The sequence below is a fragment of the Streptomyces sp. CBMA29 genome, from assembly GCF_014596445.1.
Classification (GTDB): domain Bacteria; phylum Actinomycetota; class Actinomycetes; order Streptomycetales; family Streptomycetaceae; genus Actinacidiphila.
Genome location: NZ_MECL01000192.1, coordinates 13,665 through 29,049 on the forward strand (window position 1 = coordinate 13,665; position 15,385 = coordinate 29,049).

A 15,385-nucleotide genomic window follows, 5' to 3' on the forward strand; every position below is an offset into this window, starting at 1 on the left:
GTGCTCACCATGTCCGCTGTGCTCGCCGTGCATTGTCCCCTGTCCTTCTCCCTGTTGCCGGTACCGTCCCGTCGTCCGGTGATCGAGACTCTCCTCCGGTGGCGCCCGGCGCGCTGTAGCCGTTTACACACCGCGGGCGGATTTTTCTCAGCCGGTACCGTCTGCACCGGGCCGGCCGCCGAGCAGCCGCAGCGGCTCCAGATCGGCGACCGTGATCGTCCGCGGTCCCGTGCTCACCAGGCCCTCGTCGCGCAGCAGCCGCAATGCTTTGGCGACCGCCTCCCGGGTGGCGCCGACGGCCGCGGCGATCTCGTGCTGAGAAAGCGGCAGCCGGATCGCCACCGTCCCGCCCTCGGCGCGGCCGGCGCGATCGGCGAGCTGGACCAGGCAGGCGGCCAGCCGTTCCAGCACGGTGGCGGAAGCCAGAGCTCTGCGCTCGTCGTCGGAGCTGCGCAACCGCTCGGTGAGCTGGTTCATGACCAGGCCGTTGGCGTACGGACGGGTGGCTATGAAGTGCCGGAAGCGATCCCCGGCCAGCGTCAGGGTCTCCACCGTCCCGAGCGCACTCACCGTGGCACTGCGCGGACGTCCGTCGAGCGCGGCCATCTCGCCGACCAGCTCACCGGTCTGGCGCAGCGCGAGGATGATCTGGCCGCGGTCGGTGGACCGGCGTATCGCGCACCAACCGTCCAGGATCAGCAGTACGAAGGTGGACCGCTCGCCCTCGCCGATCATCTGCTCTCGCGGCGCGTACGAGCGCCGGGTGCCCTGGGAGAACAGAGCCTGCCGATCGGCGTGGTTCAGTTTGTGCAGGAAAGCCTTCCGCTCTCCGAACAACCCCATACGGCTCTCCGCCCCGCTTCGAGGGGCGTCAGCCTATCCCCGGGCGGGGCGGCAGTTCAGCCGAAACCGTGGACTCGCGTGGGCCCCGGAGCGCGATCTGCTCCGGGCGCTCACAGGGTCGTGTCGTCGTGCGCAAGTCCTGCTCGAACGTTTGTCGGAGGTTGGGCGGGTGCCGTGCCGAGACTCGGTCGGGGCTGGCGCTCTGACCACCGTCAGCGCAGGCGCAGAGCCCGCGCCGCCTATGAAGCCGGGCCCTCCGCAGGAGTGGTGGCTGCCGCGAGGAGGGCGGTGTGGGGGAGGGCCAGGGTGCCCTCGGCACACCCCCAACTTCGCGCGTAGGCACCGGCCTTCCCACCCCGTGCCCGCCGCTCGAACGCGTCGAACGCGGACATCAGAGGGCGATGACGCGCACTTTGCTGGCGTCCCGCTCGCCTTGGTGCTTGGCGGTGTCCAAGTGCACGCCGAGGATCGTTGAGAGGTCGTGCGGATCCGAGGTGAGGATGTCGACGGGCCGGTTCGGCATATCCAGGGCGGTTGCGACGACCATGGCGTCGATGGCGTACTTGTGACCGTGCAGCTTGGCCGCCTTGAGCAGCCCGGAAGCGGTGCGCGCGCTCGCTTTGTCGACCGGCAGCACGGTGAACTGTGAGAGCACCCAGCCCAGCCGTGCGGGGTGCACCCCGTCGTGGTCGGCCTCAATGACGGTGGCGGCGCACAGTGCCACCCGGACGTCGCGCTTGCGGGCGACGGCGAGTCGTACCGCCATGGTCCGGTCGTCCCGGATCACCTGTGACAGGGCCTCGCTGTCCAGCACCCAGCTACCGCTCACGCGGCGTGCCTCGCACTGCCGCCGTCCCCGTAGAGCTCAGCCTCGGCGGCCGCGATCTCCTCATCGGTGATCTTCCCGTGCCGCGTCTCGTGGTCGCGGATCACCGCGTCGAGAGCGTCCCGCTCGATCTGCCGTTGTACCGCGTTCTCCACATACGCGGAGACACCTCGTTTGCCGACCCGGTCGCGTACCGCGTCGATGGTCCCCGCGTGGAAGGAGACCGAGACGGACTGGGTGGGGCCGTCGCCCGGCGGGAAAGTAGTCACGCGACCACTCTAGCAAAAGTTATGCCAGACCTCTCGGGGGTGGAGCCCGAGTGCGCGAGGTGCTGGAGGTGGGCCGTCCCCCGGCGCCTGCGGGGTGCCGGGGGGCGGTGGAACAGGGGGGAGCGGTCAGTTGGGGACGGCCAGGAGGAGGGCGAAGCGGGACTGGGGGTCGGTCCACCAGTGGCGGACGGTGAAGCCGCCTTCGTGGAGTTCGGCCGTGAGGGAATCGCGGCGGAATTTGCAGGAGATCTCCGTGCGGAGCAGCTCGTTGGGGGCGAACTCGGCGGTGAGGTCGAGGTCGGGGATCTTGACGGTCTGGGCGGTACGGGAGCGCAGGTGCATCTCGATCCGCTCGTGGTCGGTGTTCCACAGGGCGACGTGGTCGAAGGCGTCGGGCTCGAAGTCGGCGCCGAGTTCGCGGTTGAGCACGTGCAGGACGTTCTTGTTGAACTCGGCGGTGATGCCCTGCGCGTCGTCGTAGGCGCGGATCAGGACGTCCGGGTCCTTGACCAGGTCGGCACCGAGGAGCAGCACGTCGTCGCTGGTGAGGGAGAGGGACAGCGTGCGGTAGAAGGCGCGGCGCTGGGCCGCGTCGAAGTTGCCGATGGTGCTGCCGAGGAAGGCCAGCAGGCGCGGTCCCGGCTCGTCGGACAGCGCGAGGCCGCTCTCGAAGTCGGCGACGGTCGCGGCGACGCGCAGCCCCGGGTAGTCGCGGACGATCGCCTCACCGGCCTCTTCGAGGGCGGACGCGCTGACGTCCAGCGGCGCGTAGCGCGACAGCGTGCCGCCCGAGGTCAGCGCGTCGAGCAGCAGCCGCGTCTTGCGGGAGGAGCCAGAGCCCAGCTCGATCAGGGTCGCGGCCCGGGTGAGCTGCGCGATCTCGGGGGCCCGGCGGGTCAGGATCTCCTGCTCGGCGCGGGTCGGGTAGTACTCCGGCAGCCGCGTGATCTGTTCGAAGAGGTCGCTGCCGCGCTTGTCGTAGAACCACTTGGGCGGCAGGGTGCGCGGCGCGGTGGTGAGCCCGCCGAGCACATCGGCGCGCAGTGACGTCGTGAAGTAGTCGGCGGGCAGCCGGTCGTCGAGGGTGAAGCGGCTCTCGTCCATGAGGTGCGGGTCCTTGCGTAGGGGGTCCTTGCGTAGGGGGTCCTTGCGTTCGGTTCGGTACGGGGGTGGCGGGCGCAGCGGGACAATCCGTACGCCCTGGGCGGTCGCCAACAGCAGCGACCTGTCGGGGACTTCGTGCCAGTCGCCCTCAGCATCGCCCGGAGTTTCGTCCGGCTCTGAAGCGACCAGCACCGACCCCGCCCCACCGGCGCCGGTCCTGAACCACAGCGTGTCCCCGTACGCCGTGGCCGCGATCGTCCGGCCGTCCGTGAGCAGCAGATTGAGCCGCGCGGTCGGCCGGGCGGCGGCGACCTGCCGTACGACGGAGGCCAGCGCCCCGCCCGGCGGCTGGCCCTGCCGCAGCCGCCGGATCAGCAGCGCCCACAACAGGGCCGAGTCGCTGTGGCATTCGAGGCCCAGCAGTTCGGCCGGGGTCAGGTCGGTGGGCAGCCGCTCCCAGTCCGCGACGGCGCCGTTGTGGCTGAACAGCCAGCGGCCGTCCCGGAAGGGCGCGGCGGCCGACTCGTCCTGCGTGGTGCCCGCCGTCGCGGACCGTACCGCCGCCAGTACGGCGCCGGCCCGGATCGTCCGGGCCAGCTCGGTGAAGTTGGCGTCCGACCAGACGGGTACGGCCCGCCGGTAGCGGGCGGGCAGCGGAAACCCCTCGTCACCCTCCTCGGGCGAGGGCTCCAGCGGATACCAACCCACTCCAAAACCATCCGCGTTCACCGTGCCGTGCCGCTGGAGCCGCGGCTGCCACGACTGCTCGTACAGCCCGCGCGACGGCTCGGTGAGCAGCCGGGCCAGTGTCAACGGCGCCCCGACGTACGCGAGATGACGGCACATCAGCCGCGCCCGCCGTCCCGGGAGTCGGAGCCGGACGCGTCCCTGGCCGTCCTGAAGCCGGAGAAGATCTGCCGCCGGATCGGATAGTCCCAGTTGCGGAAGGTCCCGCGCGCCGCGACCTGGTCCGCGCCGAACGACCCGCCGCGCAGCACCTTGTAGTCGGGACCGAAGAAGACGTCGGAGTACTCCTTGTACGGGAACGCCTCGAAGCCCGGGTAGGGCGCGAAGTCCGAGGACGTCCACTCCCATACGTCGCCCAGGAGTTGGCGCGCTCCGCAGGGCGCCGCACTGGCCGGGTAACTGCCCGCGGGCGCGGGCCGCAGGTGCGTCTGGCCGAGATTGGCGTGCTCGGGACCCGGATCGGCGTCGCCCCACGGGTAGCGCAGCGAGCGCCCGGTCGCCGGGTCGTGCCGCGCCGCCTTCTCCCACTCCTCCTCGGTCGGCAGCCGCCGCCCGGCCCAGCGGGCGTACGCGTCGGCCTCGTACCAACACACGTGCACGACCGGCTCGTTGACCCGTACGGGCTCGGTCCGGCCGAAGACGCGCCGGGTCCAGACGGCGGCGCCGTCGTCGTACGACCAGAAGAGCGGCGCTTCGAGGCCCGCGTCCTGGACGTGCCGCCAGCCCTGCTCCGTCCACCAGCGGGCGTCCTGGTAGCCGCCCGCCGCGATGAAGGCGAGGTAGTCGCCATTGGTGACCGGCACGGTGTCCAGCCAGAAGGGGGCGACGTCCACGGTGTGTTGCGGGCGCTCGTTGTCCAGCGCCCACGGCTCGGTGCTGGTGCCCATGGTGAACGGGCCGCCGGGGACGAGGACTTCGGCGGGCAGCAGTGCCGCGTCGTCCGGCGCGGCCGGGGGCTCGGGCGCCTCCAGGACGGCCGGGCCCTGCCGGAGCTGGTGGGTGGCGAGCATCGTCTCGTCGTGCTGCTGCTCGTGCTGGGCGAGCATCCCGAAGACGAAGCCGTCCGCGAGCAGCCGCTCCGCCCGCTCCCGCTTCAAGGACGGCGAGTCGTTCGGCGAGGTGTCGACGGCGTCGAGTACGTCCACGGTCTCGGCGCGTACCTCCGCCACGTACGCCCTGGCCTCGTCGGCGCCGAGCAGCGGCAGCGCGGGACGGTCGGCGCGCGGGTGCTGGAAGGCGTCGTAGAGCTGGTCGAGGTCGGGCCGCAGGCCCGGCCTGCCGCCGGCCTCGCGGACCAGCCACAGCTCTTCCTGGTTGCCGATGTGCGCCAGGTCCCAGACCAGCGGGGACATCAGCGGCGAGTGCTGCGCGGCCAGATCCGCGTCGTCCACGCAGTCGGTGAGGGCCATCGTCCTGCGCCGGGCGGTCTCCAGCGCGGCGAGCGCCCGCGCCTTGACGGCGGAGCCAGGCATGGCGGACGTGGCGGACATGGCGGAAGTGGCGGAAGTGGTGGATGCGCCAGAAGTGAGGGAAGTGCCGGGTGAGGCACTGCTTTCGGCCGTGTTCCGGCCGTCGGTACGAGGGTGTGTCACGACATGCCTTCCGGAGGGTCAGACGCGGCGCAGCGCGTCCAACTGGTCGTGGGCGGGACATCGTCCGCGTTCTGGATAGCGCTCGGTGAAGCCGGCGACGGCCAGCCGCAGGGCCGCGGGCGCTTCGGTACGCGCCAGCGCGTCGGCCGCGGCGGCGAAACAGGCCCGTACGGCCGCGCCGATGACGGGGTCGGCGGGTCCGACCCGGGCGGCGCGCCGCCACATCTGCTCGGACGGCATCGGCTCGCCGTCCTCGCAGAGCGGCGCGGTGGCCGCGTGGGCGGCCTCGGCGGCGACGGGGTCGTCCAGCAGTGTCGCCGTCAGCACGGTCGGGACGATCCAGTCGTCGCCGTCCTGCGCGTCGGTCATCCGCAGCTCCAGCCAGCCGCGCGGGCGGACCGGCGGGAAGAGCGTGCTGAGGTGGTAGTCGAGGTCGTCCACGGTCGGCGCCCGCACGCCCGGGGAGCCCCGCAGCCATGCGCGGAAGGTCAGGTCGCCCGGCACCGACCAGTCGGGCTGGGCGGCGTCCCAGACGCCGCTGCTGTCGGTGGGCCCCTCGCGTACGCACAGCAGGCGCGCGTCGAGGGCGTACCGCGTCCACGCGGTACGGGGGTCCTCGTCGTGCCCCGGCTGCCGGGTGCGGCTGGGGTCCATCCGGCTCCAGACCGCCTGCCGGGTGGAGACCCAGCCGGTCGGCGTACCGCCCTGGAGCGGCGAATTCGCGAAGGCCGCGACCAGGACCGGGCCGATCCGGTGCGCCAGCTCCCAGCGGAAGCGGTAGCCGGAGGCGCCCGCGGAGTCGTCGCCCGAGTCGAGGTTCACCTGGAGGGCGGCGGTGCGCCGCATCATCGTGCGGCCCCACGGGCCGTCGCGGTCGAAGAAGCTCTCCATGGCCCGGTAGCGGGGATGGTCGAGCACGCGGGGAGGGTCGCGGAACGGGTCGAGCCCGCGTCCCACGAGGACGAGTCCCGCCTCGTCGGTCGCCTGTCGCAGTGCCGCGACATCGGCGGCCATGGAGTCGACGCAGGCGGCGAGGGTGTCGGCGGGCCGGGAGCTGAGCTCCACCTGGCCGCCCGGCTCACGGGTGAGCCTGCTGCCGCTGGGCAGCCCGCCCGGCTGTTCGACGGGCGCGAGGGCCGCGTCCAGCCGGTCGACGGATATCAGGGACAGCGGATCGGAGCGGTCGTGGACCAGCCACTCCAATTCCACACCGGTACGTGCGGGCGGACCCGTTTTGAAGCAGACCCCGCGCACGTGGGCCTCCGCCTCGTCTTCCCGCAGGTCGGCTGCCATCGATCCACCTCCTCTCTTTCCTTGGGGGGTTACCCCGGGGATTACCCGTGGGGTCTACCCCGAAGCGAGGACATGTCACCTGTTGCTGCCGCGAGTGTAGTTGACCATGTTGCGGGACCGTCTTACGTAATGGTGAACGTTCTTCGGTCAACCGCCCGAATCGGCCATCATCCCTTCCGGGCGGTCTTTAAGCCGCTAAAACCGGCATTACGGATCATAACCGGCCCGGTCGGAGACGGCCTGGTGTAGTGCCGGAGCGGGGGTAGCCGTGGGGAAGCCGCGGCGAATCCGTGCGGAAGCCGCAGCGAATCCGTCCGGAAGCCGCGGCGAATCAGGGGGGAATACGGGGCGAATCCGGGGGGAGTTCCGGAACCCCGCTTCCGGTACGCCGCGACCCCGCTTCCAGGGCGATGCCCCGGCGGTGATCCACAGCCGACCGGCTACGCTGCCCGTGTAGACAGTGCCGCCCCTCAGACCCCGCCAGAAGCCAGATCAGCGACAGGAGTACCCCTCGTGACCGTCGTCGGGCCCTTCGGGCTGAGCGTGTGGGACGAGGCCCTTGAGGCCGACGTCCAGGCCGGTCTCTCGGCCGTCGAAGAGGGCCTGCTGGAGGCCACCAAGAGTGATGTCCCGTTCATCACCGACGCCGCGCGCCACCTCCTCAAGGCGGGAGGCAAGCGCTTCCGGCCACTGCTGGTGATGCTCGGGGCCCAGTTCGGCGACCCGCACGCGCCCCGGGTGGTCCCCGCGGCCGTCGTGGTCGAGCTGACCCACCTGGCCACGCTCTACCACGACGACATCATGGACGAGGCCGAGGTGCGCCGGGGCGTGCCCAGCGCCAACGCCCGCTGGGGCAACTCCGTCGCCATCCTGACCGGCGACTTCCTCTTCTCCCGCGCCTCGCACATACTGGCCGACCTCGGCCCCGAGGCCGTACGCGTCCAGGCGGAGTCCTTCGAACGGCTGGTCACCGGCCAGATCCTGGAGACGGTCGGACCGCGCGACGGCCGCGACCCGATCGACCACTACCTGGACGTCCTCGCGGGCAAGACCAGTTCGCTGATGGCCGTGTCCGGGCGGTTCGGCGCGATGATGTCCGGCGCGGACGAGACGGTCGTGGACACCCTCACCCAGTACGGCGAGCGGATCGGCCTGGCCTTCCAGCTCGCCGACGACCTCCTCGACATCACCAGCGACAGCCACGAGTCCGGCAAGACCCCGGGCACCGACCTGCGCGAGGGCATCGCCACGCTGCCGATCCTGCACGTACGCCGTCTGTACCAGCAGGCCGCGGGCAGCGTCTCGGCCACCGACCGCCGCCTCCACCAGCTCCTCGACGGCGACCTCACCGACGACGCCCTGCACAGCGAGGCCCTGAGCCTCCTGCGCGACCACCCCGCCCTCGAACAGGCCCGCCGCGACACCCTCCGGTACGCCGACGAGGCGCGCGCCGCCCTCGCGCCGCTGCCGGAGTGCACGGCGAAGCTGGCGCTGGCGGCGCTGTGCGACATCGTGGTGCACCGGGCGGGCTAGGTGTATTGCCCTGTGAGGGCGTGCCCGGTGCGGTCTCGTCGGGCTGTATCGGCGACTTGTACCGGCCTGTGAGGTCGGATGGCCGACGTCCCCTAGGTGATGCCCTGCGCCGACCCGAGTACGGCGTCGGGGTCTGTCATCCCGGGGGCGTACACAGGGTTGCATCCGTCGGCTGATGTGGCGGGTGGGCCGTTTTGGTGTGATGGAGACGTCCACTTCACGGCGGACCGGGCGACAATGGCCTGGGGAGCGGGCGAGTGCGAGGCAGTGAACCGCCGCGACGACGGAGGTAGAGACGCGATGGCACGGATCCAACCGGCACAGTTTCCGGAGCACCCGGAATCGGACGAGCCCGGCAGGGGGCGGGGACGCAAGGCCATGCGGTACGCGGTGCCCGTCGCGGTGGCGGGGGTGGCGGCGGCGACCATCAGCCTCGTACCCGCGCTCGCGGACACCGGCAGCCCGTCGCTGCCCACGCTGACGGCGGAGCAGTTGCTCACGAAGATCGCGGCGTCCGACACCCAGACGGTGTCGGGCTCGGTGAAGGTCAGTACGGACCTCGGGCTGCCCGACGTCCTGTCCGGCGGCGCGGCGAGCAGCCTGTTCGGCGGCGCCGCGAGCGCCGCGGGCCCGTCCGGCAAGGACGGCAGGGGCTCGGCCGCGGCCCCGCAGGCCCAGCTCACCCAACTCCTGGCCGGTTCGCACACCCTGCACGTGGCGGCGGACGGCCCCGACCGGCAGAAGGTCTCGGTCATCGAGCCCGCCGCCGAGTACAGCCTGATCCACAACGGCACCGAGATTTGGGGCTACGACAGCGGGTCCAACGAGGCGTATCACGCCACGGCCCCCGAGGGGCGCGGCGCCGACGGCAAGGCCCGGCCGCAGGACTTCCCGGCCACCCCGCAGGCCGCCGCCCAGCAGGTGCTCAAGGCCGCCGACGGTACGGCCTCGATCACCGTGGACGGCACCGCGCGCGTCGCGGGCCACAGCGCGTACCAGCTCCTGGTCACCCCGCAGCACGCGGACAGGACCACGGTCGGCGCGATCCGTATCGCCGTCGACTCCAAGACCGGCGTCCCGCTGAAGTTCACGCTCTCGCCCAAGGGCGGCGGCAAGGCCATCGTGGACATCGGCTTCACGAAGGTGAGCTTCGCCAAGCCGTCCGCGTCGACCTTCACCTTCACCCCGCCCAAGGGCACGAAGGTCACCGAGGCCGGCCAGGAGTCCGACGTCGTCACCAAGGGCCAGAAGGGCTTCGACGGCGTCACGGGCGTACCCGGTGTCAACGGCGCCGAGCCCACCGTCATCGGCAAGGGCTGGGACTCCATCGCCGTCATCAAGTCGCCCGGCGGCGGCCTGCCCTCCGGCGCCGACAAGAACGCCCACGGCAAGGGCGGCGGCGACGCCCAGTCCCTCCTCAACAGCTTCGGCCAGCACGTCACCGGCGACTTCGGCTCCGGCACCGTCTTCCACACCCGGCTGGTGAACGCCCTCCTGACCGACAAGGGCACCCTGTACGTGGGCGCGGTAACGCAGTCCGCCCTGACGGACGCGGCGAACGCGGCCAAGTAGCTCCGCTCGCATCCCGATCGGCGGGTGCCTCTCCCCGTCCGGGGGGACCCCCCACCGGGCCCGCCCGGAACCCGAAGTCCGGGCGGAACCGGGCTTGCGCCCGAACGGGGGTCCGGAGCCGGGATTCGGGTCAGGCCCGAGCGGAACCCGGGAGCGGGCTTTCGGGCCCGGGGCCCGGAGGCGACGCGTGGCGGAAGCCGGGCCGGGTCCGGCGCTGCGTCCGGGCCGATGCCGGAGCGGGGGTTCGGGCCCGGGGCCCGGAGGCGACGCGTGGCGGAAGCCGGGCCGGGTCCGGGGGCCGCGTCCGGGCGGATGCCGGAGCCGGAGCCGGAGTTCGGGCCCCGGGTCCGGGGAGAAGCCCGAGCCGCAGGCGTACGGCGTGAGCCGTACAGTTCCTAGTCCCCGTCGCAGAGGAGCGCGATGCAGCAGCCGCAGGCCGCCGGGCCGAACGGGCCGAACCGGCCGAGCACGTACGACGCGGTGACCGTGCCTGCGGCGGACGCCGACGCGGTGACCGTGCCTGCGGCGGACGCCGACGCGGTGACCGTGCCTGCGGCGGACGCCGACGCGGTGACCGTGCCTGCGGCGGATGCCGCCGACGTGGTGACCGTGCCTGCGGCGGATGCCGCCGACGTGGTGACCGTGCCTGCGGCGGACGCCGACGTTGTGATCGAGACGCGCGGTCTCGCGAAGCGGTACCGCGGCACGCTCGCCGTGGACGGCCTGGACCTGCGGGTGCCGCGCGGCAGCGTCTTCGGTTTCCTCGGCCCCAACGGCTCGGGGAAGACCACGACGATCCGGATGCTGATGGGCCTGATCGCGCCGACGGCGGGCACGGCGCGGGTGCTGGGCCGCCCGATGCCGAGCGCACAGCGCACGGTGCTGCCCAAGGTGGGCGCGCTGATCGAGGGCCCGGCCCTCTACGGCTTCCTGTCGGGCCACGACAATCTGCTGCGGTACGACGCGGCCGACCCGACGGCCGACCCGCGTACGCGCCGGGCCAGAGTGGGCTCGGCGCTCGACCGGGTCGGGCTGACGGCGGCGGGCGCGAAGAAGGCGAAAGCGTACTCGCTGGGCATGAAGCAGCGGCTCGGCCTGGCCGCCGCCCTGCTCCAGCCGCGCGAGCTGCTGGTCCTCGACGAGCCCACGAACGGGCTCGATCCGCAGGGCATGCGCGAAATCCGCTCCCTGGTAAGGGAGTTGGCCGCAGACGGCACCACCGTCTTCCTCTCCTCGCACCTGCTGGACGAGATCGAGCAGGTCTGTACGCACGCGGCCGTCATGGCGCGGGGCCGGCTCCTCACGCAGGGGCCGGTGGCCGAACTGGCGGCCGGTACGCGCGGGCGGCTCGTCGTCACCACACCGGACCCGGCGGACGCGGCGCGCGTACTCAAGGAGCAGGGCGTCGGGGCGCTGCTCACCGACGGGCAGCGGGTCAGCGGCGAGCTGCCCGCCGATCCGCCGGACCTCGCCGACCTCAACGCGGCGCTGGTCGCCGCGGGCGTACGGGTCCGGGGCTTCGGTCTGGAACGGGCCTCGCTGGAGGACGCGTTCGTCGCGCTGACGGGGGAGGGCTTCGATGTCGCGGGCTGAGGCGGGACCGACGGTGCCGCTCCGTACGCCCAGGCTGCTCTGGACCTTCGGGCTCTTCCGGTCCGAGCTGGTCACCGTCTTCCGGCGGGGGCGGACGCTGGCGCTGTTCGCGGTGCTGGCGGGGGTGCCGCTGCTGGTGGGCGTGGCGGTGCGGATCGAGACGCGTAACGGCGGCTCCCTCGGGGGCGGCGGGCCCAACGGCCAGAACAACGGCCCCGCCTTCATCGAGCAGGTGAGCAACAACGGCCTCTTCCTGACCTTCGCCGCCCTCGCCGCGACCCTGCCCTTCTTCCTCCCGATGGCGATCGGCGTCATCGCGGGCGACTCGATCGCGGGCGAGGCCAGCGCCGGCACGCTGCGCTATCTGCTGGTGGCCCCGGCGGGCCGCACCCGCCTGCTGCTCGCCAAGTACGCGTCCGTGCTGGCCTTCTGCCTGGCGGCGACCCTGGTGGTCGCCGTCTCGGCGCTGATCGTCGGCTTCGCGCTCTTCCCGGTCGGAGACGTCACCCTGCTGTCGGGCACGACGATCTCGCTCTCGGACGGCATGCTGCGCTGCCTGCTGATCGCGGTCCTGGTCGCGGCCTCCCTGATCGGCATCGGCGCGCTGGGCCTGTTCATCTCGACCCTCACCGACAGCGGCATCGGCGCCATGGCCGCCACCGTCGGCCTGCTCATCACCGTCCAGATCATCGACAACATCCCCCAGCTCCACGCCTTCCAGCCCTACCTCTTCCCCCACTACTGGCTCAGCTTCGCCGACATCCTCCGCGACCCCGTCACCTGGACCGGCATCGCCAAGAACCTCGGCCTCCAAGCCCTCTACGCCGCCGTCTTCGGCTCGGCCGCCTGGGCCCGCTTCACCTCCCGCGACGTCACGGCGTAGCCCGCGAGCGGCGGGCGTACGCTGCCGGTATGGAGATCGGGGTCGGCGGGGGGCCGGGGGAAGGCGTGGACGTGCTGGCCGGGTTCCTGGCCGGGCGGGCGGCCGTGGTCCTCAGCGGGGCGGGGCTGTCGACGGAGTCGGGGATTCCGGACTACCGCGGGGTGACGGGGCGGCGGCGGACGTCGGAGCCGATGACGTATCAGGAGTTCGTCGGGGAAGAGGCGGCCCGGCGCCGGTACTGGGCGCGCAGTCACCTCGGGTGGCGGACGATCGCGCAAGCGCGGCCGAACGACGGGCACCGGGCGGTGGCGCGGCTGGTGCGGGCGGGCGCGGTGACCGGGGTGATCACGCAGAACGTGGACGGGCTGCACGCGGCGGCCGGTACGGCGGAGGCGATCGACCTGCACGGCAGGCTGGACCGGGTGGTGTGCCTGGACTGCGGCGACCTCAGCGACCGTACGCGGCTCGACGACCGCCTGGACGAGGCGAACCCCGGCTTCCGCGCCACCGCCGTCGCCCGCACCAACGCGGACGGCGACGCCGAACTCCCTGCCGGGAGCACCGAGCGGTTCCGGCTCGTGCCCTGCGAGGTCTGCGGCACCGGCACACTCAAGCCGGACGTGGTCTTCTTCGGCGAGAACGTGCCGCCGGAACGTGTCCACCGCGGCTTCGCCCTGGTCGACGCCGCCCCGGCCCTGCTCGTCCTGGGCTCGTCCCTCACCGTGATGTCGGGGCTGCGCTTCGTCCGCCGCGCCGCCCGCGGGGGCACCCCGGTGGCGATCGTCAACCAGGGCCCCACCAGGGGCGACGACCTGGCCGCGCTCACCCTCGACCTGCCCCTCGGCCCGACGCTCACCGCCCTGTCCGACGCTCTGGGAGCGAACGCCTGATGGGCACTTGGGACGTCGGCCCCTTCGACAACGACTCCGCGTGGGACCTCAGCGACGCCCTTGACGAGGCGGCCCCCGACGCGCGTCCCGGCGTCGTCCGCGACACCCTCACCCGCGTGATCGACACCACCGGCGACCTCAACGCGGACATCTCCGAAGAGGCCGTCGCCGCCGCGGCGCTGGTCGCCGCCCAGTGCCCCGGCGGTGAACCCATCGACCCCGACTACGGGCCGAAGCAGCCGCTCACGGACCTCACACCGCTGCGCGCCCTCGCCCTCCAGGCCCTGGCCCGGGTCCTCGCCGCCCCCTCCGAACTGGTCGATGTCTGGGACGAACCCCCGGGCGACGGACCCTGGCAGGCCACCATCACCCGCCTCCAGCACACACTCATGCCCGAGGCGCCCAAGGCGCCCAAGGCGTCTGAGTGACCCGAGGCGCCTGAGTGACCCGAGCGACGCGCGGACCCGGCCCGCTCAGCGGCCCCCCGCCGGGGCACGGAGCTGTTCGGCCAGCCGCTCCAGTTCGGCCGCCGCGGCGGGCGAGGCGTCGCTGAGTCCGCTGTGCACGGCGGTCGGGCTCTTCAGGAAGCGCCGGAGCACAGCCACGAGGAGCCCCCGCGGCAGAACCCGCAACGCGGCGAACACGCGAGGCACCGGAGGCGTCCCCAGCGCGGCGAGATTCCGCCGCATGAGCTGAAGCATGCCGCGGACCGCGTCCGGGTCGTCGGCCAGCGCCACCGGACCGCCCGCCGCGAGCACCGCCTGCCCGAGCGGGACCTCGAAGGCGGCGTGCGTCCTGAGCCAGGCGCCCATCCGCGGCTCGGCCTTGGCGTTGAACCCGGCGGTACGGAACGTCTCCACGATCCGTTCCAGTCGCGGGGTGCTACGGCCGTCGGGCTCGCCGACCGGTATCGCGACCCGGCGGGTGAGGACCGTGCTCCCGCGGTAGCGGACCACCCCGCCGTCCATCGTGCCGCCGGTCGTGGGGAAGCCGAGCAGCACCCGTTCGTGGCCGATCACCGCGCCCAGCGGCTCCGGGCCGGCCGCCCAGTTGAGCAGGAACAGCACGTCGCCCTGGACACCGCCGAGGGATTCCAGCACCGCGTCCACCTGATGGGTGCGCACGAAGACGGCGATCAGGTCGTACGCGCCGTCCGGGCGCTCGACCACCGGTACCGGCACCCGCCTGACAGCCGGGTCGCCTTCCTCCATGAGCCGCACTCCGTGCTGGCGCAGGGCGGCCAGGCGCTCGCCCCGGGCGAGGAGCGAGACGTCGTGGCCGGCCTCGTGCATGCGGACGGCGAACAGGCTGCCGCACACCCCGGCGCCGTAGACGAGCAGCTTCATGACAGCCTCTTTCAGACGTTCGTTTCATTCATACGTTCGTTTCATTCAAACATATGTAGAGTCCCTCGTGTGGCGACCCCAGACACCCGCATCCAGATCCTCGACGCGGCCGAGCGGCTCTTCGCCGAGCACGGATACCGCGGCACCTCGGTCCGCGCGATCACCAGACTCGCGGGAGCGAACCTGGCCGCCGTCGGCTACCACTTCGGGTCGAAGGCGGAGCTGATGGCCGCGGTCGTCCGCCGCGTGGTCGAGCCGATCAACGCCGCCCAGTGCGCCGGGCTCGACGCGCTGCTCGCCCGGACCCCCGACCCGCTGGTCGGCGACCTGGTCGAGGCGTTCGCGGGGCCGCTGTTCGACGAGATGTCCGCCGGTGACGGGGACGGCGCCCGGACGTCCCGGCTGATCATGACGATCCTCAGCGACCCGGCCGAGGAGGCACGCAGCTGGACCGGCCCGGCCGAGGAGGCGGTCCGCGACCGCTACTTCGCGGCGTTCGCGCGCGCGCTGCCCGGCGTCTCCCCGGAGGAGCTGTCGTTCCGGATGCGCGGAATCCTCGCCGTGACGGCCGTCGACCGCCTTGAGGTCCACCAGCAGCCCACCCCCGGCTGCGCGCCGCCGATGACGGGCGAGTCGGCCCGGCGATGGGCGATCACGTTCCTGACGGCGGCGATGAGCGCGTCCGAGCCGGACCTGGCTTGACCTGGCCTGACCTCAGAACCGGACAGCCGTCTGCCGCCTCGAAGACCGGCTGGACGGGTCCTCGCCGGCGGGTGCGTGAACCCGATCCGCCCCTGCGGTCAAGCAGAGGTGGGTGCGCTGTCCCGGCGCACCGCCCGAGCGCACGATCGGAGCTCCGTGATCGCCTCCATCCGCTCCTCGCCAACAGACCGG

Annotated in this window: 14 protein-coding genes and 1 pseudogene; 7 read left to right on the forward strand and 8 right to left on the reverse strand. The window is 72.5% G+C overall.

Going from position 1 to position 15,385, the window contains the following annotated elements:
* Positions 1 to 147 precede the first annotated feature (147 nt).
* From BGM09_RS25055 to egtA, 7 genes and pseudogenes are all read right to left on the reverse strand, one after another.
* Positions 148 to 843 (reverse strand): Crp/Fnr family transcriptional regulator, encoded by a 696-nt coding sequence (locus tag BGM09_RS25055; protein ID WP_188283965.1) that lies wholly within the window; start codon positions 841 to 843, stop codon positions 148 to 150.
* 391 nt (positions 844 to 1,234) lie between these two features.
* Positions 1,235 to 1,672, reverse strand: a complete 438-nt coding sequence (locus BGM09_RS25060) for a DNA-binding protein (protein ID WP_188283966.1) — start codon at positions 1,670 to 1,672, stop codon at positions 1,235 to 1,237.
* Positions 1,669 to 1,938 (reverse strand): hypothetical protein, encoded by a 270-nt coding sequence (locus BGM09_RS25065; RefSeq protein ID WP_188283967.1) that lies wholly within the window; start codon positions 1,936 to 1,938, stop codon positions 1,669 to 1,671. Before BGM09_RS25065 ends, BGM09_RS25060 begins: the two co-directional genes overlap by 4 nt.
* Positions 1,939 to 2,064: 126 nt before the next feature.
* A complete protein-coding gene (gene egtD / locus BGM09_RS37995) occupies positions 2,065 to 3,042 on the reverse strand; it encodes an L-histidine N(alpha)-methyltransferase (protein WP_223187573.1) in 978 nt (325 codons plus the stop codon).
* 135 nt (positions 3,043 to 3,177) lie between these two features.
* Positions 3,178 to 3,888: pseudogene (gene egtC / locus BGM09_RS38000) on the reverse strand (ergothioneine biosynthesis protein EgtC); the annotation flags it as partial.
* A complete protein-coding gene (gene egtB, locus BGM09_RS25075; RefSeq protein ID WP_188283969.1) occupies positions 3,888 to 5,279 on the reverse strand; it encodes an ergothioneine biosynthesis protein EgtB in 1,392 nt (463 codons plus the stop codon). The pseudogene egtC and the gene egtB, both read right to left, overlap by 1 nt.
* A 120-nt stretch (positions 5,280 to 5,399) precedes the next feature.
* On the reverse strand, positions 5,400 to 6,674 hold the full coding sequence (egtA, locus tag BGM09_RS25080; RefSeq protein ID WP_188283970.1) for an ergothioneine biosynthesis glutamate--cysteine ligase EgtA: 1,275 nt from the start codon (positions 6,672 to 6,674) through the stop codon (positions 5,400 to 5,402).
* Between the two features lie 513 nt (positions 6,675 to 7,187).
* On the opposite strand from egtA, the gene BGM09_RS25085 reads away from it, so the two are divergent.
* The 6 genes from BGM09_RS25085 (at position 7,188) to BGM09_RS25110 (ending at position 13,573) form a co-directional block, all read left to right on the forward strand.
* Entirely contained in the window at positions 7,188 to 8,207 is a 1,020-nt protein-coding gene (locus tag BGM09_RS25085; RefSeq protein ID WP_188283971.1) for a polyprenyl synthetase family protein, read from the forward strand.
* Positions 8,208 to 8,507: 300 nt separating this feature from the next.
* The gene (locus BGM09_RS25090; protein ID WP_188283972.1) at positions 8,508 to 9,779 is read left to right on the forward strand and encodes a DUF2092 domain-containing protein; all 1,272 of its coding nucleotides are present in this window, start codon (positions 8,508 to 8,510) and stop codon (positions 9,777 to 9,779) included.
* A 420-nt stretch (positions 9,780 to 10,199) separates the two neighbouring features.
* Positions 10,200 to 11,372: an ABC transporter ATP-binding protein gene (locus tag BGM09_RS25095; RefSeq protein ID WP_223187566.1), complete on the forward strand. Its 1,173-nt coding sequence runs from the start codon at positions 10,200 to 10,202 to the stop codon at positions 11,370 to 11,372.
* On the forward strand, positions 11,359 to 12,255 hold the full coding sequence (locus tag BGM09_RS25100) for an ABC transporter permease (RefSeq protein ID WP_188283973.1): 897 nt from the start codon (positions 11,359 to 11,361) through the stop codon (positions 12,253 to 12,255). Before BGM09_RS25095 ends, BGM09_RS25100 begins: the two co-directional genes overlap by 14 nt.
* Before the next feature lie 29 nt (positions 12,256 to 12,284).
* Positions 12,285 to 13,145 (forward strand): NAD-dependent protein deacetylase, encoded by an 861-nt coding sequence (locus tag BGM09_RS25105; protein ID WP_188283974.1) that lies wholly within the window; start codon positions 12,285 to 12,287, stop codon positions 13,143 to 13,145.
* Entirely contained in the window at positions 13,145 to 13,573 is a 429-nt protein-coding gene (locus BGM09_RS25110) for a DUF4259 domain-containing protein (RefSeq protein ID WP_188283975.1), read from the forward strand. The genes BGM09_RS25105 and BGM09_RS25110 overlap by 1 nt, the downstream gene beginning before the upstream one ends.
* A 45-nt stretch (positions 13,574 to 13,618) precedes the next feature.
* Here BGM09_RS25110 and BGM09_RS25115 read toward each other — a convergent pair whose 3' ends face one another.
* Complete coding sequence (locus BGM09_RS25115) at positions 13,619 to 14,491, reverse strand: ketopantoate reductase family protein (protein WP_188283976.1); 873 nt, start codon at positions 14,489 to 14,491, stop codon at positions 13,619 to 13,621.
* A 69-nt stretch (positions 14,492 to 14,560) separates the two neighbouring features.
* Here BGM09_RS25115 and BGM09_RS25120 point away from each other — a divergent pair, with 69 nt between their 5' ends.
* A complete protein-coding gene (locus BGM09_RS25120) occupies positions 14,561 to 15,193 on the forward strand; it encodes a TetR/AcrR family transcriptional regulator (RefSeq protein WP_188283977.1) in 633 nt (210 codons plus the stop codon).
* Positions 15,194 to 15,385 lie beyond the last annotated feature (192 nt).